Origin of the sequence: Nocardia sp. AB354 (assembly GCF_049538315.1) — a bacterium.
Taxonomy (GTDB): Bacteria; Actinomycetota; Actinomycetes; order Mycobacteriales; family Mycobacteriaceae; genus Nocardia; species Nocardia nova.
This window is the reverse complement of sequence record NZ_JBMVFU010000007.1, coordinates 181,992-207,227: the sequence shown is the minus strand read 5'-3', so window position 1 is coordinate 207,227 and position 25,236 is coordinate 181,992. Positions and strand designations below refer to the sequence as shown.

20 protein-coding genes are annotated in these 25,236 nt (G+C 70.0%); 7 read left to right on the top strand and 13 right to left on the bottom strand.

From position 1 onward, the window contains the following. Nucleotides 1-6: 6 nt before the first annotated feature. The 3 genes from ACPCUW_RS12990 to ACPCUW_RS12980 are packed head-to-tail and all read right to left on the bottom strand — an operon-like array spanning nucleotide 7 to nucleotide 3,311. The gene (locus tag ACPCUW_RS12990) at nucleotides 7-1,269 is read right to left on the bottom strand and encodes an adenylosuccinate synthetase (protein ID WP_423424988.1); all 1,263 of its coding nucleotides are present in this window, start codon (nucleotides 1,267-1,269) and stop codon (nucleotides 7-9) included. Between the two features lie 36 nt (nucleotides 1,270-1,305). Continuing rightward, nucleotides 1,306-2,286: a hypothetical protein gene (locus tag ACPCUW_RS12985; RefSeq protein ID WP_423424987.1), complete on the bottom strand. Its 981-nt coding sequence runs from the start codon at nucleotides 2,284-2,286 to the stop codon at nucleotides 1,306-1,308. A gap of 5 nt (nucleotides 2,287-2,291) precedes the next feature. Next, nucleotides 2,292-3,311: a J domain-containing protein gene (locus ACPCUW_RS12980; RefSeq protein ID WP_423424986.1), complete on the bottom strand. Its 1,020-nt coding sequence runs from the start codon at nucleotides 3,309-3,311 to the stop codon at nucleotides 2,292-2,294. Nucleotides 3,312-3,553: 242 nt separating this feature from the next. Between ACPCUW_RS12980 and ACPCUW_RS12975 the strand changes: the two genes are divergently transcribed. Then, nucleotides 3,554-4,897 (top strand): ABC1 kinase family protein, encoded by a 1,344-nt coding sequence (locus ACPCUW_RS12975; protein ID WP_063010479.1) that lies wholly within the window; start codon nucleotides 3,554-3,556, stop codon nucleotides 4,895-4,897. Between the two features lie 114 nt (nucleotides 4,898-5,011). Here the strand turns inward: ACPCUW_RS12975 and ACPCUW_RS12970 are convergent, their stop codons facing one another. The 5 genes from ACPCUW_RS12970 to ACPCUW_RS12950 form a co-directional block, all read right to left on the bottom strand. Beyond that, nucleotides 5,012-5,323 (bottom strand): WhiB family transcriptional regulator, encoded by a 312-nt coding sequence (locus tag ACPCUW_RS12970; RefSeq protein ID WP_081879546.1) that lies wholly within the window; start codon nucleotides 5,321-5,323, stop codon nucleotides 5,012-5,014. Nucleotides 5,324-5,941: 618 nt separating this feature from the next. Beyond that, the gene (locus tag ACPCUW_RS12965; RefSeq protein ID WP_423425071.1) at nucleotides 5,942-8,092 is read right to left on the bottom strand and encodes an ATP-dependent DNA helicase UvrD2; all 2,151 of its coding nucleotides are present in this window, start codon (nucleotides 8,090-8,092) and stop codon (nucleotides 5,942-5,944) included. Between the two features lie 102 nt (nucleotides 8,093-8,194). After that, nucleotides 8,195-8,665 (bottom strand): MarR family winged helix-turn-helix transcriptional regulator, encoded by a 471-nt coding sequence (locus ACPCUW_RS12960; RefSeq protein WP_063010329.1) that lies wholly within the window; start codon nucleotides 8,663-8,665, stop codon nucleotides 8,195-8,197. Next, a complete protein-coding gene (locus ACPCUW_RS12955; protein ID WP_423424984.1) occupies nucleotides 8,662-9,114 on the bottom strand; it encodes an EVE domain-containing protein in 453 nt (150 codons plus the stop codon). Before ACPCUW_RS12955 ends, ACPCUW_RS12960 begins: the two co-directional genes overlap by 4 nt. 18 nt (nucleotides 9,115-9,132) lie before the next feature. After that, nucleotides 9,133-9,570 (bottom strand): hypothetical protein, encoded by a 438-nt coding sequence (locus ACPCUW_RS12950; RefSeq protein WP_195076174.1) that lies wholly within the window; start codon nucleotides 9,568-9,570, stop codon nucleotides 9,133-9,135. Between the two features lie 103 nt (nucleotides 9,571-9,673). Here ACPCUW_RS12950 and ACPCUW_RS12945 point away from each other — a divergent pair, with 103 nt between their 5' ends. Next, nucleotides 9,674-9,925, top strand: coding sequence for a mycoredoxin (locus ACPCUW_RS12945; RefSeq protein ID WP_281207748.1), 252 nt, complete (start codon nucleotides 9,674-9,676; stop codon nucleotides 9,923-9,925). A gap of 21 nt (nucleotides 9,926-9,946) precedes the next feature. Here ACPCUW_RS12945 and nudC read toward each other — a convergent pair whose 3' ends face one another. Together nudC and ACPCUW_RS12935 are read right to left on the bottom strand one after the other, a co-directional pair. Beyond that, a complete protein-coding gene (gene nudC, locus ACPCUW_RS12940; RefSeq protein ID WP_423424982.1) occupies nucleotides 9,947-10,873 on the bottom strand; it encodes an NAD(+) diphosphatase in 927 nt (308 codons plus the stop codon). Nucleotides 10,874-10,930: 57 nt separating this feature from the next. Next, nucleotides 10,931-11,989 carry a potassium channel family protein gene (locus ACPCUW_RS12935; RefSeq protein WP_063010321.1) on the bottom strand — a complete coding sequence of 353 codons (1,059 nt, stop codon included), beginning with the start codon at nucleotides 11,987-11,989 and terminating at the stop codon, nucleotides 10,931-10,933. Between the two features lie 171 nt (nucleotides 11,990-12,160). Between ACPCUW_RS12935 and ACPCUW_RS12930 the strand changes: the two genes are divergently transcribed. After that, nucleotides 12,161-12,553 (top strand): DoxX family protein, encoded by a 393-nt coding sequence (locus ACPCUW_RS12930; protein WP_423424981.1) that lies wholly within the window; start codon nucleotides 12,161-12,163, stop codon nucleotides 12,551-12,553. 13 nt (nucleotides 12,554-12,566) lie between these two features. Here the strand turns inward: ACPCUW_RS12930 and ACPCUW_RS12925 are convergent, their stop codons facing one another. Together ACPCUW_RS12925 and ACPCUW_RS12920 are read right to left on the bottom strand one after the other, a co-directional pair. Further along, nucleotides 12,567-16,316 carry an ATP-dependent helicase gene (locus ACPCUW_RS12925; RefSeq protein WP_423424980.1) on the bottom strand — a complete coding sequence of 1,250 codons (3,750 nt, stop codon included), beginning with the start codon at nucleotides 16,314-16,316 and terminating at the stop codon, nucleotides 12,567-12,569. After that, the gene (locus ACPCUW_RS12920; RefSeq protein WP_423425069.1) at nucleotides 16,313-19,831 is read right to left on the bottom strand and encodes an ATP-dependent helicase; all 3,519 of its coding nucleotides are present in this window, start codon (nucleotides 19,829-19,831) and stop codon (nucleotides 16,313-16,315) included. Before ACPCUW_RS12920 ends, ACPCUW_RS12925 begins: the two co-directional genes overlap by 4 nt. 384 nt (nucleotides 19,832-20,215) lie before the next feature. Here ACPCUW_RS12920 and ACPCUW_RS12915 point away from each other — a divergent pair, with 384 nt between their 5' ends. The 4 genes from ACPCUW_RS12915 (at nucleotide 20,216) to ACPCUW_RS12900 (ending at nucleotide 23,931) form a co-directional block, all read left to right on the top strand. Then, the gene (locus tag ACPCUW_RS12915) at nucleotides 20,216-20,968 is read left to right on the top strand and encodes an alpha/beta fold hydrolase (RefSeq protein WP_063010315.1); all 753 of its coding nucleotides are present in this window, start codon (nucleotides 20,216-20,218) and stop codon (nucleotides 20,966-20,968) included. Then, complete coding sequence (locus ACPCUW_RS12910; RefSeq protein WP_423424979.1) at nucleotides 20,968-21,267, top strand: MGMT family protein; 300 nt, start codon at nucleotides 20,968-20,970, stop codon at nucleotides 21,265-21,267. Before ACPCUW_RS12915 ends, ACPCUW_RS12910 begins: the two co-directional genes overlap by 1 nt. Before the next feature lie 90 nt (nucleotides 21,268-21,357). Continuing rightward, a complete protein-coding gene (locus tag ACPCUW_RS12905; protein ID WP_063010313.1) occupies nucleotides 21,358-22,095 on the top strand; it encodes a VOC family protein in 738 nt (245 codons plus the stop codon). Between the two features lie 102 nt (nucleotides 22,096-22,197). Further along, nucleotides 22,198-23,931 (top strand): NTP transferase domain-containing protein, encoded by a 1,734-nt coding sequence (locus tag ACPCUW_RS12900; RefSeq protein WP_423424977.1) that lies wholly within the window; start codon nucleotides 22,198-22,200, stop codon nucleotides 23,929-23,931. Between the two features lie 54 nt (nucleotides 23,932-23,985). On the opposite strand, the gene ACPCUW_RS12895 is transcribed toward ACPCUW_RS12900, so the two are convergent. Continuing rightward, the gene (locus tag ACPCUW_RS12895) at nucleotides 23,986-25,143 is read right to left on the bottom strand and encodes an FG-GAP repeat domain-containing protein (protein ID WP_423424976.1); all 1,158 of its coding nucleotides are present in this window, start codon (nucleotides 25,141-25,143) and stop codon (nucleotides 23,986-23,988) included. Between the last annotated feature and the right edge of the window lie 93 nt (nucleotides 25,144-25,236).

Genomic DNA, 25,236 nt, shown 5'->3' with positions numbered 1-25,236 from the left:
CAACCATCATGCCGCAGCCGCGACCCGGGCCACGCGATCGGCGCGATCGGGGCCGTACCCGGTCAGCACCACCGGCGCGCCGAGCCGGCGTTCCAGGAATTCCGGAACGTCCGCCGGCAGCGGAACGAGATCCGGGGTGCTCTGCGCGAGGAGACCTGTCAGCCACCGCTGATGACCCAGATCCCGCCAGGCGCCACAATCGATCCGGTCCCGATATCCGTCCGGGGCGAAATATCCTGCGGCAGTGCGGAAGTCGTCACGACCGGCCACGAGATCCAGGTGGTTGACGGCGAGGGCGTCGACTCCCCCGCACGCCTCCACGGCATAGCGCAGCAGGACCGGATCCAGATGGCCGACGCGAAAGACGCCCTGATACGGGCCGGTGGCATTGTGCGGCTCCGGGACCGCCAATGCCGTGTCCTCGGTCGGAAAGGGGCCCGCGCCGTGGCGAGTCTGGTACGCACGTGTCACTCCCAGCACCGTGCCCGGTGCGCCGATGCGTGCCAGCATGGCGCGGGCATGGCGGGGTTCCACCGTCGACCAGGTGGTGTAGGGGTGCAGGCCCCGCCATTCGTCGAGCAGCACGCCCTGGGCGCCCTCGAAGACCAGCCGGCCCGCGGCGGCGAAGACCGCGAGCTGCTCGCCCGGCACCAGTGCGACCGTCCGCGCGAATTCCGTATACACCTCGACGAGGGCGTCGATCGGCTCCCAGCCGTGCCGCCCGCGCGCCAGCAGCGGCGCGTAGTGCCGCTCCAGCGCGATCAGCTTGCGGCGCAGGACATCCGGGCTCCGGCAGTCCCGGACCCGAGGCGCATCGTGCTCGAGTGCGTAGCGCACGGTCTCCCCGATGCCCATACCGCAGGAACCGTGCCGTGCGGCACCGCGCGCATCCTCGCGGCAGCGGTTGGCGGCTCCGTGGATCGGAGTGGTCAGCAGTGCGCGCTCGTCGACGACGATCGATCCCAGCGGATCCGCGACCCCCAACGCGGCCAACGCTTCGGCCTCGGCCGCCAGAGCGATCGGATCCACCAGCACATGCCGCGACAGCACCGTCGGCACGCCCGACAGCGTGCCCGATCCGAACTGCCGGAAGGTGTGGCGCCGGCCGTCGGCGATCACGGTGTGCGCGGCCTGCGCGCCGCCGTTGAAGCGCACGACGGCCGCCACCTCCAAGCCGGCCTGTGGCGAGCACAGCCAATCCACGGTGGCGCCCTTCCCGGCGTCGCCGAATCCCAGATCGACCACGATCACATGCCGGTCGCCGAACATGATGTGTTCCCTTCGCTTGTCGGATCGGGCTCGCGATCAGAACCGGACGTCGTCGTCGCCCGGGGTCGCCGCCGGCAGTGCGCCCGCACCGCGGGAGCGGACGGGAGTACCGATCGGGGCCAGCGCCTTACCGACGACCTCGGCGGCGTCGGATCCGATATCCCGCAGATCGGCCAGGCCGGCACCCAGATCGACGCGGTCCTCGCCGATCCCGATGGTCAGCGCGATGAGTTCGCACACCGCCGCCGGATCGTCCAACCGCAGCACCCGCTCTCCGAGCACTCCCCGCCAGTGCTCGAGAATCTCCGGGTCGGTGTAGTAATGGGACTGATTCGGCAGGATGTAGTACACATGCCACCGATCGGCCAGCTCGCGGTAGATCGAGGGAACCGAAATGTTTTGTGGCACATCGTCGCCGATTACCCGGCGTACATGCGCCGCCGCGAGTCGCGACTTGTTCAGCTCGTCACCCACGATGAACAGATAACCCTTGCGTCCGCGCTTGTCCCACGCGTCCGTCGCCGTGTGCCGGGCCATGAAATACGCTGCGAGTTCGTAACTTTCGGATTTCTGTCCGCCACCGCCCCCCTCCAGCAGAATCAGGCGCAGCTGTTCGTCCATCCGATTGTCGGACTCGAACTGCCCGATCTGCAGCGGCACCCGATCACAGTCCGCATCGCCGATTCCGCCGAACAGAATCTGCGGATCCTCCGCATATCCCTTGCGCTGCAACAGGCCGTGCAGGGTAGCCAGCTTCTCCTGCATGATGCGCGGGACCCGCCCCATCGACCCGGTGACGTCGAACAGCACCGCGATCGGCAGCGAGGCCCCGTGCTCGTCGGAATCGCGGGATTCGCGCACCCCGACGCCGAAGGGGTCGAGCAGCGGATGCGCGACCCATTCCGGATAGGGCTTGGCCCGCATGTCGGCGGTATAGCCGAAGTCGTCGAGTCCGCGGGCGGCGCGGAAGGTACGCGCGGCGTCGTAGGCACTGTCGTCCCACTGTCCGTATCCCATGGTGATCACTGTCCTTTCGGTAGTTCGAACGGCCGGAAGCGGCGGGCGCCGTACAGCCGGTCGAGCAGGTCGTCGAATTCGTCGAGCAGGGTGCGGGCGTCGGGCCGCAGCCGCGGCGCGGATTGCAGGCAGCCCTCGGCGAAGGCGCGCATCGGCGCGGGCGCGCGGTCGCCGAGCATGGTGAGCAGCAGCCGGTGGGCCAGATACACATCGGTGCGCGGGCAGACCCCGCTGCCCGTTTCGGGCGGATAGTCGATCGAGGCCGGCGTGGCCGCCGGCACCCGCCCGGGCCGGGTCGCGAACGACCAGCCGACCAGCACCACCCCGTGCAGACGGGGATGGATGAGCACGTTCTCCGCGGATACCGCGGTGTGCACCCAGTGCGCGGTCGCGGCACCGGCGAGGCAGCGCAGCAGCCGGCGGTGCATCCAGGCATAGTCGCGTGGGTCGAGTCCGCGCGGATACGCGGCGCGGACTCGAGCCAGCGTCACGAACCCTTCGGTCAGCGCGTCGAGCACGTTGATCGCGCGCACCTCGCCGGATTCGGTATCGGTGTGGTCGACGGTGTCGATCAGGCGCGGGTAGTACGGCGTCAGCCACTCGTGCTCGCCGGTGAGCGCGGCGATATCCGTCAGCGCGTTCCGCTCGTTCGCCAGCAGCGAATTCGCGGCCTGCCGCCGTGCGATCTTCACCACGGCGGCCGCCGAGTCGGTGCGGTACAGGTCCGCGACGGAACCGGCGGCGTGCAATGCGCCGAGGCGATACCGCCCCCGCATGCCACACACCTCGAAGGTGTGCTCGGCCGCCAGCCAGCTCCGATACAACTCGCCGAGGCGGACGAATGCCGCGGTGGCCCGCTCGGCGTCGGCCACGGCTACCCGGTCCGGATGCAGCGCGGCGGCCAGCCGCAGATACGTCCGATGCGCGATGCGGCGAGCGGTGGAATCCGTTGTCGCCACGCCGAACAGGTCTTCCGGACGCCGCACCTTCCGGAGGGTCGCCGCGGCTGCTCGCAGTGTCGTCATAGTTTTAGTCTAACCGACTAAAACACCAGGACACAGAGATTCGCGCCAACTTTTTGTCGTTATGACCAAAATAGGCGACGAACACCCGCCGACCACCACCGATAAGCCGTTTCCCAGGGATTCGCACACGCAGACCACGGCCCCGACCGGCCCGACTGTGACCGATGACACGTCTCGCTCCAGGGGTGGAGTTCACGCAATTCACATGGCACGCGACATGGTGGGTCAGCCATGATGGGGGTGTGTCTGAGATTGTGCGCCGTAGCTCATCCCGCAACGCCAAGTTGGCGAAGATTCCACTCGGTATCGCGGGACGGGCCGCTGTGGGGTTCGGCCGCAAACTCGCCGGCGGCGACAAGGGCGAGATCAATGCCGAGTTGAATCAGAAGGCCGCCGAGCAGATCTTCTCCGTTCTCGGCGAGCTCAAGGGCGGCGCAATGAAATTCGGCCAGGCGCTGTCGGTGATGGAGGCCGCCGTACCCGAGGAGTTCGGCGAGCACTATCGCGAGGCGCTGACCAAGCTGCAGGCCGCCGCGCCGCCGCTGCCGGCCGCCGCGGTGCACCGGGTGCTGGACCAGCAACTGGGCACGGCCTGGCGCAAGCGCTTCCGTTCCTTCGACGACGCCCCTACCGCCTCGGCCAGTATCGGACAGGTACACAAGGCCGAGTGGTCCGACGGCCGCACGGTGGCGGTGAAGGTCCAGTACCCCGGCGCCGACGAGGCGCTGCGTGCTGACCTCAAGACACTCAATCGGATGGCCGGCATGATCGCCGCCGTCGTCCCCGGCGCCGACGTCAAACCCATCCTCGCCGAGATCACCGAGCGCACCGAGGAAGAGCTCGACTACCGCACCGAGGCCGCCAACCAGCGCCGCTTCGCCAAAGCCTTCGACGGGCACCCGAGGTTCCTGGTACCCAAGGTGGTGGCCGGGGCACCGAAGGTGATCGTCACCGAGTGGCTCGACGGCACCCCGGTCTCCCAAATCATCAAGCGCGGCCACCAGGATCCGGCGGGCACGGTCGAGCTGCGCAACCGCGTCGCAACCCTGATGGGTGAATTCCACTTCTCCTCCCCCGCCCTGGCCGGCCTGCTGCACGCCGATCCGCACCCCGGCAATTTCATGATGCTCGACGACGGCCGGTTGGCGGTGCTCGATTTCGGCGCCTGCGCCCCGCTGCCCGACGGCTTCCCGCCCGTGCTGGGCCAGATGGTGGCGATGGCGGTCGAGGATCGGTTCGAGGAACTGACCGAGCTGATGTACAGCAACGGCTGGGTGATACCCGGCCGCAGCGTCACGCATGCCGAGATCGCCGACTATCTGCGCCCGTTCACCGATCCCATCCGCGAGGATTCGTTCCACTTCACCCGCAAGTGGATGCAGCGCGTGGCGGGCAAGGCAACCGACGTGAGCCGCCCGGAGATGAAAACGGGTATGTCGCTGCAACTTCCGGCCGAACACATCATGGTGTTCCGGGTGCTGATGGGTTCGATCGGCATCTGCGCGCAGCTCGACGCCGAGGTTCCGTTCATGAAGCTGATGCACGACTGGGTACCCGGCTACGCCGAATACCGAAGCGCCAGCTGATCGTTCACCTACCCCGAATATGGGACGAGCCCCGCATCCGACAAAGATGCGGGGCTCGTTCGTGCTCCCAGAGGTGGCCGAGGCGGATCCGCGCTCGGCCCGAACCGGCGCCGATCACGCCAGTGCGACCTTACGCGGGCGGCCGCGCGGCCGCTTGCGGGCGATCACGACGCCCTGTTCGAAGATCTCGCCGCCCCAGACACCCCAGGGCTCGGCGCGATCCAGGGCAGCCGCGAGGCAGCCCTTGCGGATCGGGCAGGAAGCGCACAGTGCCTTGGCCTCTTCCAGCTGGGTCGGGCTTTCGGCGAACCACAGGTCCGGGTCACCGACTCGGCAGGGCAGGGTCAGCGCGACACCGCGGGTGCGGGCCGGCCTCGAGGCCTGGGTCGATCGGCATGTCGCGCGAGTAACGGTCGCGGTGGACACGTCTTGCTCCTTCAGCTCGTGCAGCGGTGGTTTCGTTGTCTTCCGCGAAACCGGTGCCGGTGGCTGGAGGCCGAAAAGAACTATGGCCACGGTTTCGCTTCGGGCGATCCGTGGCCAGGAGGCTGTGGTAGTGGGTTCTACCTGAACCGACTTCGGTGTCGGTTACTGATCACGGTCGCTGGGTGTGCGTTGCGGAGGCGGGCTGCCTGCAGATTCGCCGTCATACGATCGGCTTCGACTGCGAAGGCGTGGGCTGCGTCGGTGTGGAAACCGACGTGTGCCGGGTGCCAACCCCACTCGGACTTGTCTGCGGCAATTGCATATGCGGGCGCTTGCGGTCGAGCACCGATAATGCTTGCGACAGACAGACCGGTCCCCTGCAAGGCGAGGACCCCCCGGGAGGCGGACACGACAGAAACCACCGGTGCCACAACGCTTCTCGAAGCGAGAGTCACGATGTTGTTCATTTTGTCTACCTCCCTCCTACTCGTTATCCGACTGATCACTGTGCGCGCCGGAATGCCCTCCCAGCGCGTGATCACCACCCTACGGGTGCGATACACAACCGCACAACCTATTTTTCACCTGCGGTTTTGTCACTCGCGCAGCCTCACCGAATCACCGGTTGCGCACCCGGGATCGCACGATCGCCAGCAGCTCCGGGCCGAACTGCTGCGACTTCTGCTGTCCGATACCCGGAATCGCGGCGAGCGCGTCCTCGTCCATCGGCACCTGTTCGGCGATCGCGGTCAGCGTTTTGACGCTCACCACCGCGAACGGTTTGATCTGCAACTCCTCGGCCCGCTGTCGTCGCCACTCCTGCAGCGCGCCGAGCAGTTCGGTATCCACCTCGGCCGGGCAGCCCGAGCAGCGGCCGAGCAGCGTGTCGGTCGAATTGAGCAGGGAACGCCCGCAGACCCGGCAGACCGGCAGCCGGCGGCCGCGACCACCCCGCGCACCGGCCTGCTGGGCGACCATCGACGCCGGAGAATCCTCCGGCACCAGCCCGGTGAGGAATCGGCTGCGCCGCCGGTTGCGGCGCCGGCCGTCGGCACGCGCCAGCGCCCACGACAACCGCAGATGTTCGCGCGCGCGGGTCACGCCCACGTAGAGCAACCGCCGTTCCTCCTCCAGCGCGGCCTCGTCGGTCACCGCGCCGCCCTCGCCCAGAACATGGGCGATGGGCAGGGTGCCGTCGGTGAGCCCGACCAGGAAGACCGCATCCCATTCCAGCCCCTTCGCCGCGTGCAGCGAGGCCAGGGTCACACCCTGCACGGTCGGTGGGTGGCGGGCCTCGGCGCGGGCGGCCAGTTCCCGCAGCAGTCCGGCGAATTCGAGGCCGGGATCGTGGGCGGCGAGTTCCTCGGTGAGCTGTACCAGTGCCACCAGCGACGACCAGCGCTCGCGGGCCTGCGCACCGGCCGGCTCCTCGGCCGTGAGCCCGAGCCGGGCCAGGACCGCGCGCACGAGCGTCACCACCTCGGGCCCGCGGGCCGCGGGCAGGTCGTCGCGGGCTCCGGCCTGCCGCAGCGCCTGCACCGCCTGCCGGACCTCGGCCCGCTGGAAAAACCCCTCACCGCCGCGGACCTGGTAGGGGATGCCCGCCTCGGTCAGCGCCTGCTCGTACACCTCGGACTGGGCGTTGATGCGATACAGCACGGCGATCTCGGCGGCCGGGACACCACGCCCGAGCAGACCGGCGATGCCCTTGGCGACGGCGGTGGCCTCGGCGACCTCGTCGTCGTATTCGGCGAACGACGGTTCCGGCCCGTCGGCGCGCTGGCCGACCAATTGCAGCCGGGTCCCCGCGATGCGTCCGCGCGCGGCGCCGATCACGCGATTGGCCAGCGACACCACCTGCGGCGTGGATCGGTAGTCCCGTTCCAGCCGGACCACGGTGGCGTCCGGGAACCGGCGAGAGAAATCGAGCAGATAGGCGGGGCTGGCGCCGGTGAACGAGTAGATCGTCTGATTGGCGTCGCCGACCACGGTCAGATCGTCGCGATCGCCGAGCCACGCGTCGAGTACCCGCTGCTGCAGCGGGGTCACGTCCTGATATTCGTCGACGACGAAGCACCGGTAGCGGCCACGGAATTCCTCGGCCACGGCCGGGTAGTCCTCGAGCGCGGCGGCGGTGTGCAGCAGCAGATCGTCGAAATCGAGCAGCAGACCGTCCGCGGTGTTCTTCAACGTCTCGTAGCCGGTGTAGACGGCCGCGACCTTGTCCGCCTGATACGGGATGTCGCGGTGGTGGCGGTGGGCGGCGCCGGGGTAGTCCTCCGGCGCGATGAGCGAGGCCTTCGCCCATTCGATCTCACCCGCCAGATCACGCACGTTCTCCGTCGCGGTCGGCAGGCCGACGCGCTGGGCGGCCTGGGCGACGACCGCGAATTTGGAGTCGATGAGTTTCCACGGCACGTCGCCGACGATCTGCGGCCAGAAATACTTCAGCTGCCGCAGCGCCGCGGCGTGGAAGGTACGCGCCTGGACGGTCTGCGCATCGCCACCCAGGCCGAGCGCACGCAACCGGGAGCGCAGCTCACCGGCCGCCCGGGCCGTGAAGGTCACCGCCAGCACCTGGTAGGCACGCACATGCCCGGCCGAGACCAGATGGGCGATGCGGTGGGTGATGGTCCGGGTCTTGCCGGTGCCGGCGCCCGCGATCACACACACCGGCCCACGCGGCGCCCGCACCGCGGCTGCCTGCTCGGGATCGAGCCCGTCGAGCCGCAGGCTGGTCGATGAGGTCGGGACAGGCACGCGCTCCATCATGACAGGCACCACCGACATCCGTGCCGCCGCGACGACGCCCCCGGTTGCCCGGCGCCACGGGGGTCCCGCCGCGGCTCCCCCGGCCGGCGCGCCCGTCGCTCAACTCCGCGCGTCCCGCAGCGTCCGCAACGACGCGGCGAAGTCGGCGGTACGGGCGTGCAACGGCCCGAAGAACTCCCGGTCGCAGTCCTCCACCGCGACGATCGCGCGATTGACCAGTGCCACACCGGCTTTCGTCGGAACCAGGGATTTCGCGCGCCGATCGTGCGGATGATCCCGCCGCTCGATCAGGCCCTTCTGTTCCAGGGCGCGCAACACCTGGGAGGTCATCATCGGGTCGGTGGCGGCATGGGCGGCGAGATCGCGCTGCGTGATCGGGGTGCCGGCGTCCGACCCGCCGAACCAGGTCAGCGCGGCCAGCAGAACGAACTGCACGTGAGTGAGATCGAACGGGGCCAGCGCCGCGCGCACCGCTGCCTGCCACCGGTTGGTCACCTGCCACAACAACAGGCCGGGGCTTTCGTCGGCGCTGCCGAATTCGGTTCGCAGGGCACGATTTTCGTCACTCACCGGGCGGCCGCCGACATCTCGCCCGCGTCCTCGCCCAGCATGGCCCGGGAGATGACCTCGAAGTCGTGCGCGCTCAGTTCCACCACGCCGCGCCGGAGGACGATGCCCCAATGGGGGACGCTGGTGAGATCGAGGTCACCGCGCACGGTATCGATCGCGACATCGCGCGCGTCCGGGCGGTAGGTCACCGCGCGCCGCCACGGCCGGAAGCAGCCGCCCTGATCGTCGGCCTGCCACACGGGCCGATCGTCGATCGTGCCGATTGCGGTGAACGACTTCACCGCGTCCCCCTCGCGCATCCCGGTTCTGGGCGAGTAGTAGACGAGCCCGTCACCCGGCCGCATCCGTTCGACCGCGGTTCGCTTGCCATGATTGGCCTGCGCGATGCCCAGCGCCACCCCGCGACGCACGTGATCGCGGGAGACGACGGCCAGCCAGTACTTGCTCATGAGTCCTCCTCGAACGATTCAGCGGGTGCCCGGAACAGCCCGGCGCGCCTCGGCCGTCTCGACCAGCGCCGCGAGGTCACGGTGGACCGAATCGGCCAGTCCGCCGCCCATCAACGCCGACCACAGCCGGCGCAGCGGGCCGGTCATCGAAATGGTCACCGACACCTCGGTGCCCGCGGCCGTCTCCACCACGTGGTGCGCGAAGATCAGCCGGGCGCCGAACAACCGGGAGACGTCGACGAACTCCTCGCCGGTCAGCTTCTCGATCACGAACGCGACCTTTGGGCCTCCCTTCGGCTTCAAGGTGCCCGTCGCCCCCTCGGCGAAGGGGCCGTCGAGCCGGACCCACTCGGTGTCGGCATTCCATTCCGGCCAGGTGGCCATATCGGCCCAGACCGCGAAGAAGTCGGCGGGTGCGGCGGTGGATACGGCGTGAGCTGCGGCAATCTGCGTCATGAATTTAGTATGCGCGCTTACTATCTGTTTTGGCAAGTCCCTTCCGGCGGACATCACAGCCAGCCGTGGGAACACGGAAAACCGATTCGATGTTCAATCAGGCGTGACTGCTACTGACCTGACCATGTACTCGACGACCTGGTGCGGCTACTGCCGCCGCCTGAAGAAGCAACTCGACGAGGCGGGCATCACCTACACCGTCGTCGACATCGAACAGGATCCCGACGCGGCCGAGTTCGTCGGCAGCGTGAACGGCGGCAACCACGTGGTGCCGACCGTCAAGTACTCCGACGGGTCCACCGCGACCAACCCGAGCCTCGCCCAGGTGAAGAGCGCCCTCGCCGCGATCGGCTGACCGACGGCGAGCGCGGGCGAATCAGCCTGCCGCAGCCCAGGATTCGACGATGGTGCGGGCGATCGAGATGGAGCCCGGCAGCAGGAGCCGTTGCTGCTCGGCGTTTCCGGTGTCGCCGGTGACCGAACCCCACGCGCCCGCGGCCAGTGCCGTGCGCACCTCGTCGCGGGTGAACCAGTGGGCCTCGGCGATCTCACCGTCGGAGAAGACCAGCGGTGCATCGGGATCGGCGACCGCGGCGAACCCCAGCATGAGCGAACGCGGCAGCGGCCACGGCTGACTGCCGAGGTAGCGGATGTCGCGCACCGCGACGCCGACCTCCTCGCGAATCTCGCGTTCGACGCAGCGTTCCAGCGACTCCCCCGCCTCCACGAAGCCGGCCAGCAGCGAGAACATCTTCTCCGGCCAGTTCTGCTGCCGGCCGAGCAGGACCCGGTCGCTACCGTCGTGCACCAGGCAGATGATGGCCGGATCGATACGCGGGAATTCCTCGTGTCCGGAGGCGTTGACACGCGACCAGCCGGCATTCGACACGGTGGTCGGGCTGCCGTCGACAGCGCTGTAGCGGGCGCGGTCGTGCCAGTTCAGCAGCGCCAGTGCGGTGGACAGAATGCCGAGAATCACGTCGTCGAGGTGCAGCGAGGTGCCCACCACCCGCAGGTCCATCAACTGACCCTCGAGCTCGTTGTCCCGAACCCCCCAGATGTGCGCGCCGTCGACCACACCGAGCAGGACCGCCTCGGGCACCGGCTCGGACGCATAATCCAACGCCGCCTCCAGCACCAGCTGATCACCGTCGATCCGAACCTGCCCCCGCCGGTTCATCCGCACCAGTTTGGCCTCGGCCCACCCTTGCTTCAATGCCTGCTCGTCCGAGCGCAACGTCTCCGCACGATCGAGGGCGGAACGAGACAGCAGTGGAAGACCATTCAGTTCGAATACCGACACGCTTCGAGGGTATCGCGGTGGTTGCGACCTGCGCGGAGCAGGCTTCCCCGGTCCGGGCTATTTGTGCACGCGGCGGATGTAGAGGAGTTTGTCGCCGGTTTCCAGGGCGTCCACCTCGGGCTCGTCGACCCGGATCAGCGTGCCCTCCCGGACCACGCCGAGCACGATATCCCGCAGATGCCGCGGCGAACCGCCGACCTCGTCGGATTCCACGTCGCGTTCGGCGATCGCGAACCCGGCCTCCGGGGTGAGCAGGTCCTCGATCATGTCGACGACGCTGGGCGTGGTGGTCGCGATACCGAGCAGCCGGCCCGCGGTCTCCGAGGAGACCACGACCGAATCCGCGCCCGATTGCCGCACCAGATGGGTGTTCTCGGCCTCCCGGATCGACGCGACGATCTTGGCCTTGGCATTGAGTTCCCGCGCGGTGAGCGTGACCAGCACCGCGGTGTCGTCCCGGTTCGCGGCGATGACCAGCGAGGCCGCGTGCTGAGCTCCGGCCAGCCGCAGCACATCCGATTGCGTCGCCGAGCCGTGCACCGTCACCAGGCCGGCATTGGCCGCGGCCTCCAAGACGGTCGCATCGGTGTCGACCACCACGATCTCGGCAGGTTGCACCCCGTCGCCGAGCATCGCGTCGACCGCGGTCCGGCCCTTCGTCCCGTATCCGACGACCACGGTGTGATTACGCACCTTCTGCCTCCATCGCTGAATTTTGAACGCCTGCCGGGACCGCTCGGTGAGGACCTGCAGGGTGGTGCCGACCAAGACGATCAGGAACAACACGCGCAGCGGGGTGATGACGATCGTGTTGATCAGGCGCGCCTGCTCCGTGATCGGGGTGATGTCGCCGTAGCCGGTCGTCGACAGTGAGACCGTCGAGTAGTAGGCGGCGTCGAGGAGAGTCAGTTCCTCGCCGCGGTTGTCGTGATAACCCGCGCGGCCGAAATAGACCACCAGCGTCGCCGCCACCAGCAGCAGCACCGCGAACGCGACCCGGCGGGTCAGCGAGACCCACGGGCTGGTCCGGATTTCGGGAATGCGGAGTATGCCGACCAGCGCGTAATCGGGACGATCCGTCAAACGGCCCAGACCTCGTGAGCTGTCACCGAACACGGTATCCCCCGGATATGTCGTTGCTCACCTGTGCCACAGATCGGCAGCGTACCGGCCGGAAGCCGGGTCGAGGGACTGGGCACGCGAGTAGGCAGGAGCGTAGCGTCACCACGGAGCGACCCCACTCGCGGCGGAGAGAGCGCGGAGCCGGGGCGGAGAAAGGAATACCGCATGAGTGACGCCGGTCGAGGCTCGCAGCGGCGAGCGGTGCTGATGAGTACCGCGCTGTTCGGCATGGGCACGCTGCATTTCGTGGCGCCCAAGCCCTTCGATTCGATCGTGCCGCCGGCTCTGCCAGGTCGGGCGCGCACCTACACCTACGCGTCGGGTGTGGCCGAAATCGGGGTGGCGGCCGCCTTGGCTGCCCCGCGGACCCGGCGGCTCGGGGGGCGGCTCGCGGTGCTGTTGTTCCTCGCGGTGTTCCCGGCCAACATCCAGTTCGCCGCCGATTCGGTGCGAAATCCGAAGGCGGCCAAGGCGATCAAGTGGGTATCGGTGCTGCGGCTGCCGTTCCAGGTGCCGATGATCACCCAGGCCCTGCGCATCAGCCGCGAAGCCGCCTGAGGCGCAACGGGTTTCACTCGGGCGGATAGTCGGGGGCGAAATCGGCTTCGGACATCAGGTCCGGGTCCGGCGGGGGTTCGGCACCCGGGTCGGCGCCGAACTCTTCGTCGGGCGGAAGGTCGTCGGCGGGCTCCAGGCCGTCCTGCGAGCCGGCGGGTGGCGCCCAGGCGGGCGCGACCTCGGCGATGAGTTCGGCCAGCTCGGCCGACCCCGGCAGTTCGGCGGGCGCGACCGTCCTGCCGCTGCGGACGTAATGGAATGCGGCACCGACCTTCTCCAGCACGAGCTCTTCGGCCTCCCCCGTCTGCGCGGCCATCATGCGAGCCCACGCGACCCGGTAGACGGCCAGCTGCATCGCGACCGAGCGTTCCTCCGCGCGTGTCGGTTCCGCGCCGGTCTTCCAGTCGACGACCAGCCAGCGGCCGCCGGGTTCGCTGAACACCGCGTCCATCCGGCCGCGAATGAGCGTGCCGCCGATGCTGGTCTCGAATCCCACCTCGACATCGACGGGGTTGCGGTCGGCCCACGGCGACGCCAGGAACGCCTCCTGCAGCCGGATCAGATCGGCGTCACCCGCATCACTGTCGGCGGCGCCGGGCAGTTCGTCGAAATCGAGCAGCCCGACCGCGCCGAACCAGCGCTGCAACCACGCGTGAAATGCGGTGCCGCGCCGGGCGAGTGGGCTCGGCGGATACGGCAGCGGCCGCCGCAGCCGGGCCGCCAGCTTGGCCGGATCGGCCCGCATATCCACCAGCGCGGTGGCGGGCAGCTGCGCGGGCAACTCCACTTCGTGAATGCCCTCGGCCGTCGTGAAGTGCTCGGTGAGCAGGGCGTCCACATCGGCCGCCCAGCCTTCGGGATCGGGGTCGGGCTCAGCGGGCGGCGCGCCTTCCTCCTCGCTCGCTCCGTTGCCGCCGTTCGTGCCGGAGGTCGCCGGGTCGTTGGTCAGGTCGGCGAAAAGGTCCAACTGGCGCGGAGTTTCGAGTGCGCCCGGGTCGTCGTGGGCCCGGCGGGAGGGAACCGAGGGAGCATCGTTCCGGACGGGAGCGGTGTGGCCGTTCGACGTCTGCTTGCGATGATCACGAGGGTCGGGCTCGGGCGGAAGGTGCGCGAGCGCGGTACGGACCAGGGCCGCCCCCGCTTCGACCGCCTGCCGCCGCACGCCGAGCGGGTCGCGGGGCCAGTCGGCCACGGCGGGATTGTCGGTGAAGGGGTTGGGCGCGTCGGGGGGTGGCGGGTCGGCCCAGATATCGACGCGCACGGTGCCGTGTCCGGGTGACTCCGGATGGTCGGTCCACCGCTTCAGTTCGAGCAGGAAATCCGAGGGGCCCTTCGGCGTCGAGCCGGTCTCGGCCCAGTGGTGGGCCGAAACGAACAGCGCGCGTTCGGTTCTGGTGAGGGCCACGTAGAACAGGCGGCGTTCCTCGTCGAGGCGGCGGCGGGCCAGCGCCTCCTTGTGCTGTTTGATCGCCCGTTCCAGATCCGTGCGGTCGTACAGTTCGGTGAGATCGAGGACCGGAACGCCGTCGCGCACCGGCGCGGAATCCGTCGTGTCGCCGTCGCTGTCGCGTTGCCGGTCACCACGCAGGGAGGTGGGGAGTTCGGCGAGCGCGCCGAGCCAGGTCGCGGCGGCGTTCCCGGAGGGAAACAGGCTCCGCGATACGTGCGGTACGGCCACCACCTCCCATTCCAGCCCCTTGGCCGCGTGCACGGTGAGTACCTGGACGCGGTCGTGGGCCACCTCCACTTCGCCCGGCTCCAAACCGTTTTCGACCTCTTCGGCGGCGGCGAGAAAGCTCAGCAACCCGGGCAGGGTGGCACGGTGGTCACCGGCGTAGCCCGCGACCACGTCGGCGAAGGCGTCCAGATGTTCACGCCCGGCGCCGGCGCCCGCGGCCGCGCGGCGGGTCTGGGTTTCCACCCCGACCCCGATCGTGCGTTCCACATCGGCGACCAGTTCGGGCAGCGACTGCCCGCTGCGCTCGCGCAGGGCTGCCAGCTCCCGCCCCAGGGCGACGATGCGCGCATAGCCGAGCTCCGAATACCGTTGCGCCGGACCGGGATCGGCGATGGCGTCCGCGATGCCCGCCTGTTCGGCGGGTTCGGGCGCCACGGCCCGCAACGCCTCCGACAACCCGGCCGCATCCGTGATGGCTTCCGCGCGACCCGGCGCCCCGACGATCGACAGTTCCCGCGCCCGCGCCGACAACGCCTTCAGATCGCTCACACCCAGCCGCCAGCGCGCGCCGGTGAGGATGCGCATCGCGGCGCTGCCGGCCGCCGGATCGGCGATCAACCGCAGCGTGGCCACGATATCGGCCACTTCCGGAGTGGCGAGCAGACCACCCAGGCCGACGATCTCCACCGGCAGCCCCCGCGCGCGCAGCGCCTCGGCCAGCGGCGCCGCGTCGGCGTTGCGGCGTACCAGGACGGCGGAGGTCGGCGGTGGCCGTCCGGCGTCGGCACACCGCTCCCATTCCGCGGCGATCCGCTCGGCGACCCAGTTCCGTTCCTCGGCAACGGTTTCGGTGAGAGCCAGTGCGACGGTTCCGGCCGTGGCCTGCGGCCGCGGGCGCAGCGCGTCGACCGTGACCCCGCCCTCGACACCGCGCAGCGGTTCGGCGACCAGATTCGCCAGATCCAGCGCCTCCGGCGGATTGCGCCAGCTCGTCAGCAGCGGCAGTACCGGCGCGGCGACGTTCGGCGCGGCCGGGAAATCGGTGGTGAAGCGGGGCAGATTGGCCGCCGACGCACCGCGCCAGCCGTAGATGGACTGCATCGGATCACCGACCGCGGTCACCGCCGGGCGGTTGGCGAATTCCGTCGCCGGCACCTCGTCGCCGAGACCGACCGCGCCGCGATCCCCGAACAATGCCGCGAGCAGAATGCGCTGCGCGTGCCCGGTGTCCTGATATTCGTCCAACAGCACTAGGCGGAACCGCTCGCATTCCGCCGCCCCGACCTCGGCGTGGGTGGCGGCCAGCCGCGCGGCCAGCGACATCTGCGAGCCGAAATCCAGTGCGCCGCGGCGCCGCAACTCCTCGCCGAGCCGCGCGACCAGCGGCAGCAGCGCCACCCGATCCTGCTGTGCTTTGACGATCGCGCGCAGCTCCTGATTCGGCCCGCCGCGTTGACGCGGGCCGGGCGGCAACGTCTCCACCAGCCGCTCCAGCTCCCGATGCGCTACCGCCAGTTGCTCGGGCGCCACCAGATGTTCGGCGAGCTGACCGGACAGCGCCAGCACCGCCTCGGTGACCGATACCGGCGTGCGCTCGGTATCGAGATCGCCGTCCCAGCCGGTGACCACGCGATGCGCGAGCTGCCACAACTGCGTTTCGGTGAGCAGGGTGGCCGAGGGCTCCACGGGCAGGAGCAGGCCGTGCTCGGACAGCAGCCGGCCGGCGTAGGAGTGATAGGTGCTGATCTCCGGTTCGGAGCCGACCAGTGTCGCGCGCAGACGACCGGTGCTGTCGATCTCGCGCAGCAGCGGCGATCCGGCCAGCCGCGCCAGACGGGTGCGAATACGAGTCGTCAACTGCTGCGCGGCTTTTCGGGTGAACGTCAGTCCCAGCACCGCGTCCGGGGCCACCAGCCGATTGGCGACCATCCAGACCACCCGGGCGGCCATCGTCTCGGTCTTGCCCGCGCCCGCACCGGCGACGACGAGCGTCGGGCCGAGCGGTGCTGCGATGACGGCGGACTGTTCGCCGGTGGGTGGCGGCAGGCCGAGTGCCTGCGCCAACTGCTCCGGCGTGATCGTCATCGATCCGTCACCTGGCGGCCGGTGTCCTGCACCGGGCAACTCCCGGCCACCTGGCAGTGCCGGCAGCCGTCGTTGCGCATGGCCAGGAAGCCGGGCCCGCGGGTGGCGGCCGCCGCATCGTGAATCGCCTTGCGCCACTGGGCGATACCGTCGGAATCCAGCGCGGTCTGCAACCGCTCGGTGGCCCCGTCGCGACTGGGTTTGGCGACGTAGACGAGGCGGGCGCCGCCCGGTTCGACACTGCCGCCGTCCACCTCGGCGGCGAATCCGCCCGCGCCCGCGGCCACCTGGTAGGTCGCGAGCTGGGCGTGATCCTGAGCGGCCTGTTTGGAGATCGGGGTCTTACCGGTCTTGACGTCGACGATGACGAAGCGCCCCAGCGCATCACGCTCCACCCGGTCTACCCGGCCGCGGATCCGCACCGGCACCTCGTCCGGATCGCGGGCCGGCAGCACACAGTCCACCGGCACCTCGACACCGACCTCGGCCAGCTCGGCGCGGGTGTTGCGCAACCAGGCCAGGAAGGTGTCGACCATGGATTCGGTGCGCCGCAACTCCAGCCGCGAGTGCCAGCTGTGCGGGCCGTCCTCGCCGGAAGCCGGGTCGACGGCCTTCCACGCCTTGACCAGCGCCGCCTTCACCTGATCCTCGGTCACCCGCCCGGCCAGCGCCTGGACCAGCGTGTGTACGAGATTGCCCTTGACGGCATGCGGGTTGTCCCCGTCGCTGCCACCGTGCCGCTCCAGTGCCCAGCGCAGCGGACAGGTCTGCAACAGCTCGACCGTCGACGGCGACAGGGCGACCGGGCCGTCACCGTCGTCCCACAGCGCCAGTTCCGAACTCGGGTCCGCGATGCCGTACCACTCGTCCGGATGCGCGCCGCGCACACCGGCCGCGGCCAGCCGGGCCAGCTGGGTGGCGGCCCGGTCCCGGCGGGCGGGATCGGCGCCGTCGTCACAGACCACACCGCGCAATTCGGCGATCAGGGCCTGCGCGACCAGTGCGCGCCCCGGATCGACCGGTGGCGGAATGCGTCCCGGCTCCCCCGGTTCGGCCTCCGGATCGAGTTCGGCCAGGAATCGGGAGGGCACCAGATCGCGGTCGCCGGTGACGGATTCGACCGCGGTCACCAGCAGGCTGTGCCGGGCCCGGCTGCACGCCAGCAGCAGCAGCCGGCGCTCCTCGGCGAGGATCGGCGCGGCCCGGCTGACCTGTTCGCCGGGATCGGCCACGCCCCCGACGAGGTCGACCAGTTCCTCGATGCCGAGCAGGGTCCCGCGCGGACGCAGGTTGGGCCAGATCCCCTCCTGCACCCCGGCGACGGCCACCACATCCCATTCCCGGCCGGCCGCGGCATGCGCGCTCACGATCGCCACCGCGTCACCGGGTTCGGTCAGCGGAGCCGAATCCTGGTTGATCTCCTGCTGTTCCAGATATTCGACGAACCCCTCGACCGAGGCGCCGGGCAGCCGGTCGACATAGGCGGCAGCGGCGTCGAACAACCCGACCGCGGCGTCCAAGTCGCGATCGGCCTGGACCGCACCGGCCCCGCCGCGCTCGGACTGCGCCACCCAGCGCTTCTCCAGCCGCGACGCGGTCCACAACGCCCACAGCGCATCCTCGACCCCGGCCCCGCGGCGCAGCGCCCGTCGCGCCCGGTCGACCGCCCGCAGCACCCGCACCAGCGGCGCCACCTCGACCTCGGTGAGCCGATCGAGCAGGGTGCGATCACCGACGCCGGTGATGAGGTCGCGCAGCACGACCGCCGAAGACCGGTCGAGTTCGGAGTAGGGGGCGAGGGCCTCCGGCGACTCCTCGACTGTCGACGCGCCGCGCGCCGGTGGTGCGGAATCGGCATCACCGGGCAGACTCGGCCCGGATTCGCCTGTCCGCGTAGGAGATTCGACTCCCGGCTCGCCGGCGCCCAGCTCCGCGTCGTCGTGGCCGGCCGTGCCAGGCTCGGTCCGGGGATACCCGCGGTCGATCAGCGCGCGGCGAACGCCTCGGCGCAGGCGGCGCAGACTGATCTGATCCGCGCCGCCGAGCGGGCCCAGCAACAGATCGAGCGCGTCGTCCTCGGAGAACATTTCCGGGCGACCGCGTTCGACCACCAGCAGGGCGCGCAGCGATTGCAGCATCCACGCCGCGCCGCGCCGCCGGGCCAGCGGGGTATCCGGTTTCGGTTGCAGCACCGGCACTCCCGCGGCGGTGAGCGCGCGGCGCAGCGGGCCCAGCGACAGCGGCACCGAACGCACCACGACCGCCATCCGCGACCACGGCACTTCCGCGGTGAGGTGGGCTCGCCGCAGGTGATCGGCGATCAGCGCCGCCTCTTTGGCCGGGGTCGTGAGTACCCGCACCAGCGCCTGCCCGTCGACGGACGGATCGCCGAGCAGATGGGGTCCACCGGTCCGCGCGTCGAAGCGGTGCTCGGTTCGCCCCGGCATGCGGGCGGCGATCCGGGCGACCGCGTCGTGGACCGCCGGCGCGCAGCGATGATCGTCGTGCAGGATGATCCGGCGTTCGGGCGGGGCGTCGGGTTCGGTGACGAAGCGGGTGTCCGCGCCCCGGAAACTGAACACCGCCTGATCCGGGTCGCCGGCCACGACAGTGGTCGCCGGGCCCGACCCGATCGCGCGAATCAGTTGCGCGGCAAGCGGATCCACATGCTGAGCGTCGTCGACCAAGAGGGTGCGGAGGCGTTCGCGCTCGGCGGCGAGCAGTTCGTCGTCCTCGATCAGCACGTCCAGTGCGGCGCCGACCAGTTCGGCGGCGTCCAGGGCGGGCGCACTGGCCTCGGGGGCTTGGACGCCGACCGACCAGCGCAACAGCATCGACTGTTCGTAGCGCTGCGCGAACGATCCGGCGGCCTCCCATTCCTCGCGTTCGTGCAGGCGCCCCAGCTCGATCAGATCCTCGGGTCCCAGGTCGCGCTCGGTGGCGCGCAACATCAGATCGCGCAGTTGCTCGGCGAAACCGTTGGTGCCCAGTGCGGCGTGCAGGCGCGGCGGCCACAGCACCTCACCGCCTGCCGACATGTCGGCGAGTTCGCCGCGCACCATCTCGCGCAGGACCACGTCCTGTTCGGCGCCGGTCAGCAGCCGCGGCGGCGGATTGCCCCGGGCGGCCGCGTGCGTACGCAGGATCGCGAAGGCATAGGAGTGCACCGTGCGCACCATCGGCTCGCGGCTGGCGCCCGGCACTCCGCCGAGTTCCGGCGCGAGGGCGGTCAACTGCCGGGTGAGGGCGTTGCGAACCCGCAGCGCGGCCTGTTTGGAATGGGTGAGCACCAGCACCGATTCCGGATCCGCACCCGCGACGATGCGATCGACGGCGAGATCGGTGAGCAGCGCGGTCTTCCCGGTGCCGGGACCCCCCAGCACCTGCCAGGGCCGCCAGCCCGGGTCGGCACCCGACCCACCCGCGAACAGCGTTCGGACATCGGCACCCCATTCGCGTGGCCGGGGTGCGGTCTCACTGCGGCGCACCAGTCGCACCGAGCTATCCGATCGCATCACACGCGCTATTTCAACAGACACCCCCGACAGAACTGAATTCCGTGACAGCAAACGCACCCCGTACATCCGATGTGTCCGAGCTGTGATCGGCGCCACGCCCCTCCGGGCGGTTTTCACGAATTCTCGACCGTCTCCTTCTGCGACCGATAATGCCTGGTAGAAGGCTTGTGAGTGAGGCCGCACGGCTGTGTCTCAGGGCCGCTGCGAATATCGGACCGAAAATCTCACCGCCGCAGTCCTTCCCCGGCAGTTCACCGGCGCGGCCAGCCCCCGGCTATCCCCCTGGCCGATTCGCGCGAACATTCGCCTGCGCACGAACACTTTCCGGGCCTCGGGTGTGCACCGGTCGCACCGCTGTGTCGCCGGCGGCACAATGATCGGGTGTCCGACGCCCATATTCATCGATTCGGCCCCGCCGACGGTCCGCTCGTCCTCGCCCTGCACGGGTTGACCGGACACGGGCGGCGGTGGGGCGCGCTGGCCGACGGGCACCTGCCCGAGGTGCGCGTCGTCGCTCCCGACCTGCGTGGGCACGGGCGGGCGAGTTCGCTCCCGCCGTGGACCTTCGAGCAGATCGTCGACGACCTGGTTCCGCTGCTCACCGAACCGGCGGTCGTGGTGGCTCATTCGTTCGGGGCGGCGGTCGCGATCCATCTGTCCCGTCACCGCCCCGACCTGGTCCGCGCGCTGGTCTTGCTGGATCCCGCAATCGGCCTCGATCCGGTACTGCTGCACGACATCGCCGAAGCGGGATTGGCCCGGCCCGACTACGGCGACATCGCCGAGGCACGCCGCGACAAGCTCGAGACGGCCTGGGCCGATGTGGACCCCGGACTCCTCGAGGCCGAACTCGCCGAACACCTGGTCGGCACTCCCGAGGGCCGGGTGACGTGGCGGATGAGCCTGCCCGCCGTCACCTCCTATTGGGGCCAGCTGGCGCGCGAGCTGGTTCTGCCGCCGCCGCGGATTCCGACCGTGCTGGTCCGGGCCGGCAAATCCCCGTTCGTCACCCCCGCGACCGTCGCGGCGTTCGCCACGCTGCCGCATTTCACGCTGCACGAATTCGACTGCGACCACATGGTCGCGCAGGCCCGGCCCGCCGAGACCGCCGACGTCGTGCGGTCGGTGCTCTGATGCCGACCACCGACGCCGAGATCGAGCGGGTGCGGGAGCTGGTCGCGGCCATTCCGCCCGGACGAGTCGCCACCTACGGGGATATCGCGGCGGCCGCCGGGCTGTCGACCCCGCGGACCGTCGGCTGGATCATGCGCACCGACTCCGCCGATCTGCCCTGGCATCGGGTACTGCGCGCCGATGGCACTCCGGCGGCTCATCTGGTGCGGCGCCAGTTGCGCCGGCTGGCCGAGGAGGGCTGCCCGATCCGCGGCGATCGCGTCGACCTGGCCGCCGCCCGGCATCGATTCGACGACTGACGACATCGCGAATCCGGCCTTCGAGCTCGGTGTCGACCCACGGATATCCGAATTCGCCCATTACTCCTGTTCCGCGGTTACCGTGGAGGCATGACCACCCGTCTGGCGTGCGTGGTGTTCGATGCGATCCGGCCACGGAACGTGGCGCGGTTCTGGGCGGAGTTGCTCGACTGGCAGATCACCGTGGACCGTCCGCACGCGGTCGAGGTGGCTGCTTCCGACCCGGATTCCGCTGATGTGTCGTTGATGTTCCTGCCGGCGGCCGGACCCAAGTCCGCGAAGAACCGCATCCATCTCGATGTGGTGGGTCGTTCGCTGGATCATCAACGCGTGCAGGTGGATCGGGCGCTGGCACTGGGCGCGCGGCCGATCGACATCGGGCAGGGCGCGGTGCCCTGGACGGTGCTCGCGGATCCCGAGGGCAACGAATTCTGTGTGCTCGAACCGCGCGAGGAATACGTGGATACCGGCGCGGTTGCCGCGATCGTCGTCGACACTCCGCATCCCACCCGGCTGGCCCGGTTCTGGGAGACCGCGGCCGGCTGGCCGCTGACCCACGACGAATCCCGCATGTCCGGCATTCGCTCGGCCACCGGCCAGGGTCCGTGGCTGGAATTCCTGCGCACCCAGGTCGCGGCCCGCGAAAGCGATCGCGTCCACCTCGATGTCGTCACCTACTCCACCGGCGATCCCGCGGACGAGGTCGCCCGGCTCACCGCCGCCGGCGCGGTTCCCTGCCAGGGCGCCGCGGTGCATCCGCCGGCTCAGGCGATGCTGACCGATCCGGAGACGAACCGGTTCCGGTTGCTGCGTGCGCCCTGCGATTGACGCGGCGGCGGCAGACGACGGGCGCGCGTCCGTCCGCGCCGTTCGCCGTCCGATGTGGGCGGATTACCATCGGTCCATGATCAACCTGCCGGGTGAGCCGCTGTGACGACTGTCGACGCGATCGTGCTGGCCGGTGGGCGGGCGACCCGGATGGGCGGGGTGGACAAGCCCGCGATCGCGGTCGGCGGGCGGGCGATGCTCACCGTGGCGCTGGACGCGGTCGCCGACTGCGTGCGCACGGTGGTGGTCGGCCCGCATCGGCCCGAACTGGCGCCCGAGATCCGGCAGGTGCAGGAGGTACCGGCCGGAGCGGGCCCGGTCGCGGCCGTCGCCTGCGCGGTGCGCGCCCTCGAGGAATGTGATTTCCCGGCCGATCTGGTCGTGGTCCTGGCCGCCGACCTGCCGTTCCTCACCGCCGCCGCGATTGGCGAATTGATCGGGCACGCAACGACTTCCGAGGCCGACGCGGTTTTCGCGACCGACGAATCCGGCCGACCGCAATATCTGGTCGGGGTGTGGCGGCGGGCGGCGCTGCTCTCGGCACTACGGCAACTGGATTCGGTGACCAATCAGCCGATGAAGGCGCTGGTTCCGGTCGACACCCTGATGGTGCCGCTGTCCGGTATCGCCGATTGCGACACGCCCGAACAGGTGCGCGCGGCCCAGGCCGCCGCACCGGCGTTGCCGTTGGCGCAGGCACGCGACATCCTGCGCACCGGTATCACGCGGCTGCCGGTGCACGAGGCCCGGCCGCCTGCGGTGCGGGGTGCGGCGCTGGCGGCCCCGCTGCGTGCCGCCTCGGCGCTGCCCCGCTTCGATGTGTCGGCCATGGACGGCTACGCGGTGGCCGGCGCGGAACCGTGGCGGCTGCGTCACGACGTCGGCTTCGCCGGCGGTGAGCGACCGGTGGGCCTGCTCGCCGGTGAGGCGGTCCGCATCGCCACCGGCGCCCATGTCCCGGAGGGCACCGACACCGTGGTGCGCGACGAATTCGTCCGGCTCGACGACGGGCTGCTGCGGCGACTGCCCGAGGCGCCGATCCGCGACGATGTGCGCCACCGCGGCGAGGACTGGCACACCGGCGATATCGTCGCCGCCGAGGGCACCCCCGTCGACGCGGCACTGATCTCCGTCGCGACCGCCGCCGAGGTGGTCACCGCCCAGGTCCGCGGGCCGGTCCGCGCGCGAATCGTCATGACCGGCGACGAGATTCGCAGCGAAGGCCCGCTGCGCAGCGGCCAGACCCGCGATTCGGTCGGCCCCGTCTTCCCGGAGTTGTTGTCCTGGCACGGAATAGAATCGTCGGACCGGGTGCATCTGCGCGATACGCCCAACGGCTTCGACGATGTGCTCTCCGATACGACCGACGACCATCTTCTGGTCGTGGTCGGCGCGACCGGCGGCGGCGCGGCCGACCAGCTGCGCGGCGCACTGGATCGGGCCGGGGCGCGCATCCTGGTGCACCGCTTGCGGATGCGGCCGGGAGGATCGACCGTGGTCGCGCAGATGCCCGCGGGCCCTGTGGTTCTCGGTCTGCCCGGCAACCCGTACGCGGCGGTGGCGACGCTGTGGGCGCTCGCCCCGGCCATCGTCTCCGGCCTCACCGGGCGCACACCGGCGCGGGTGCGCACCGGAGTTCTCCTGAATGCGGGACAGGTTTCCGGCCCGGTGCCGCGGGTCCTGCCGGCGCGCGCGGCCGACGAGGGCGGCTGGGTCGCCGACGGACATGTCCGCACCGCCCACCTGGCCGGGCTGCTCGATCGTGACGCACTGGTCGTCGTCCCCGCCGACGCCACCGACGGCGAGCTGGTCGAATATCTGCCGCTGCCGGGCTGAGGGAGACGCGCGGCAACTACCGCGTCGATCCGGCCGGCACGCCGTGGCCCCGGGCTATGCCGGGTAGTCGGTGGCCGGCCCGAAGGTGCCGTCCCCGTTGCCGTCACGCAGTGTGATGTTGCCCGTGAGGGTGTTGCCGATGACCACGTCGAGTTTCCCGTCACCGTTGAAGTCGGCGAGTGCCGGAGTGGACAGCGGGACCAGACCACCGGACGGATAGACCGCTGCCGGCGGGTCGAACGTGCCGCCGCCGTGACCGTGCAGGACCGCGATGTTCGAGGTGCCGCCGTTGGCTACCACCAGGTCCGGTTTCCCGTCACCGTCGACGTCGGCGACGTCGAAGCACTGCGGCAGCAGTCCACCGGTCGGATACGCGACGGCCGGTGAGAACGTGCCGTCGCCCCGGTTCGACAGGACCGAGACGGTCCCGTTGACGAGGTTGGAGAACAAGATGTCGGGTTTGCCGTCCCCGTCGACATCGCGCGCCATCCCGTACCACGCGGTCGCCGCCCCCGAATCGAAAGTGACCGGCGCATCGAAGGTTCCGTCTCCGTGGCCTCGATAGATCTGGATCGTGCTGTTGACGTAGTTGCCGCGGAGCAGGTCGAGGTTGCCGTCACCATCGAAATCGGCGACATCGGCCGAACCGGATCCGACACCGTCGGCGGTGGATATCGTCACCGCGGGCTGAAAGGTGCCGTCGCCGCGGCCGCGCAGCAGCGACCGCGACGGCGCCTGGTTCGAGGTCGCGATATCGAGGTTTCCGTCGTGATCGAAATCGGCGGCGACCAAGGCGCCCGGCGCGAAGTCGGTGGCGTAGTCGACCGCGGCGGCGAAGGTGCCGTCACCGTGGCCCAGCAGGATCGAGACGTCGCTCGAGGCGAAGTTCGTGACGGCCAGGTCCAGTGTGCCGTCATGGTCGAAGTCGGCGATGGCGACGTAGTCGGCTTGGCCGCCGGTGGCGTAGTGCACGGCCGGCCGCAGGCCACCTCCGGGCTTACCCAGGAAGACCGAGACGCCGCCGCCGAGAAGGTAGTCACTGAAGACGACATCGGGCACGCCGTCACCGTTGATATCGGCGATCGCCGGTACCGCCGGCCCCATGAGATCGGGCGGCACCGGATCCGCTTGCGCCACGGTGCTTGCGACCACCGCGTGAGCGGCGAGTGCCAGCGGCGCGAGAACGCCGGCAACGGTGATAGAGCGCGACATCGCTTCTCCTGCTGTTGGATTCGGGGGCAGCCTATGGCCTTCCCGCCGGTGGCGGCATCGCTGCGGCTATCCCCATCCGGTAGCGGTAATCGC

Excerpts from the sequence above, each read along its gene's own strand:
- ACPCUW_RS12990 (WP_423424988.1), bottom strand. The coding sequence starts at position 1,269 with ATGTTCGGCGACCGGCATGTGATCGTGGTCGATCTGGGATTCGGCGAC.
- ACPCUW_RS12985 (WP_423424987.1), bottom strand. The coding sequence starts at position 2,286 with ATGGGATACGGACAGTGGGACGACAGTGCCTACGACGCCGCGCGTACC.
- ACPCUW_RS12980 (WP_423424986.1), bottom strand. The coding sequence starts at position 3,311 with ATGACGACACTGCGAGCAGCCGCGGCGACCCTCCGGAAGGTGCGGCGT.
- ACPCUW_RS12965 (WP_423425071.1), bottom strand. The coding sequence starts at position 8,092 with ATGGAGCGCGTGCCTGTCCCGACCTCATCGACCAGCCTGCGGCTCGAC.
- ACPCUW_RS12955 (WP_423424984.1), bottom strand. The coding sequence starts at position 9,114 with ATGAGCAAGTACTGGCTGGCCGTCGTCTCCCGCGATCACGTGCGTCGC.
- ACPCUW_RS12950 (WP_195076174.1), bottom strand. The coding sequence starts at position 9,570 with ATGACGCAGATTGCCGCAGCTCACGCCGTATCCACCGCCGCACCCGCC.
- ACPCUW_RS12930 (WP_423424981.1), top strand. The coding sequence starts at position 12,161 with ATGAGTGACGCCGGTCGAGGCTCGCAGCGGCGAGCGGTGCTGATGAGT.
- ACPCUW_RS12925 (WP_423424980.1), bottom strand. The coding sequence starts at position 16,316 with ATGACGATCACGCCGGAGCAGTTGGCGCAGGCACTCGGCCTGCCGCCA.
- ACPCUW_RS12920 (WP_423425069.1), bottom strand. The coding sequence starts at position 19,831 with ATGCGATCGGATAGCTCGGTGCGACTGGTGCGCCGCAGTGAGACCGCA.
- ACPCUW_RS12910 (WP_423424979.1), top strand. The coding sequence starts at position 20,968 with ATGCCGACCACCGACGCCGAGATCGAGCGGGTGCGGGAGCTGGTCGCG.
- ACPCUW_RS12905 (WP_063010313.1), top strand. The coding sequence starts at position 21,358 with ATGACCACCCGTCTGGCGTGCGTGGTGTTCGATGCGATCCGGCCACGG.
- ACPCUW_RS12895 (WP_423424976.1), bottom strand. The coding sequence starts at position 25,143 with ATGTCGCGCTCTATCACCGTTGCCGGCGTTCTCGCGCCGCTGGCACTC.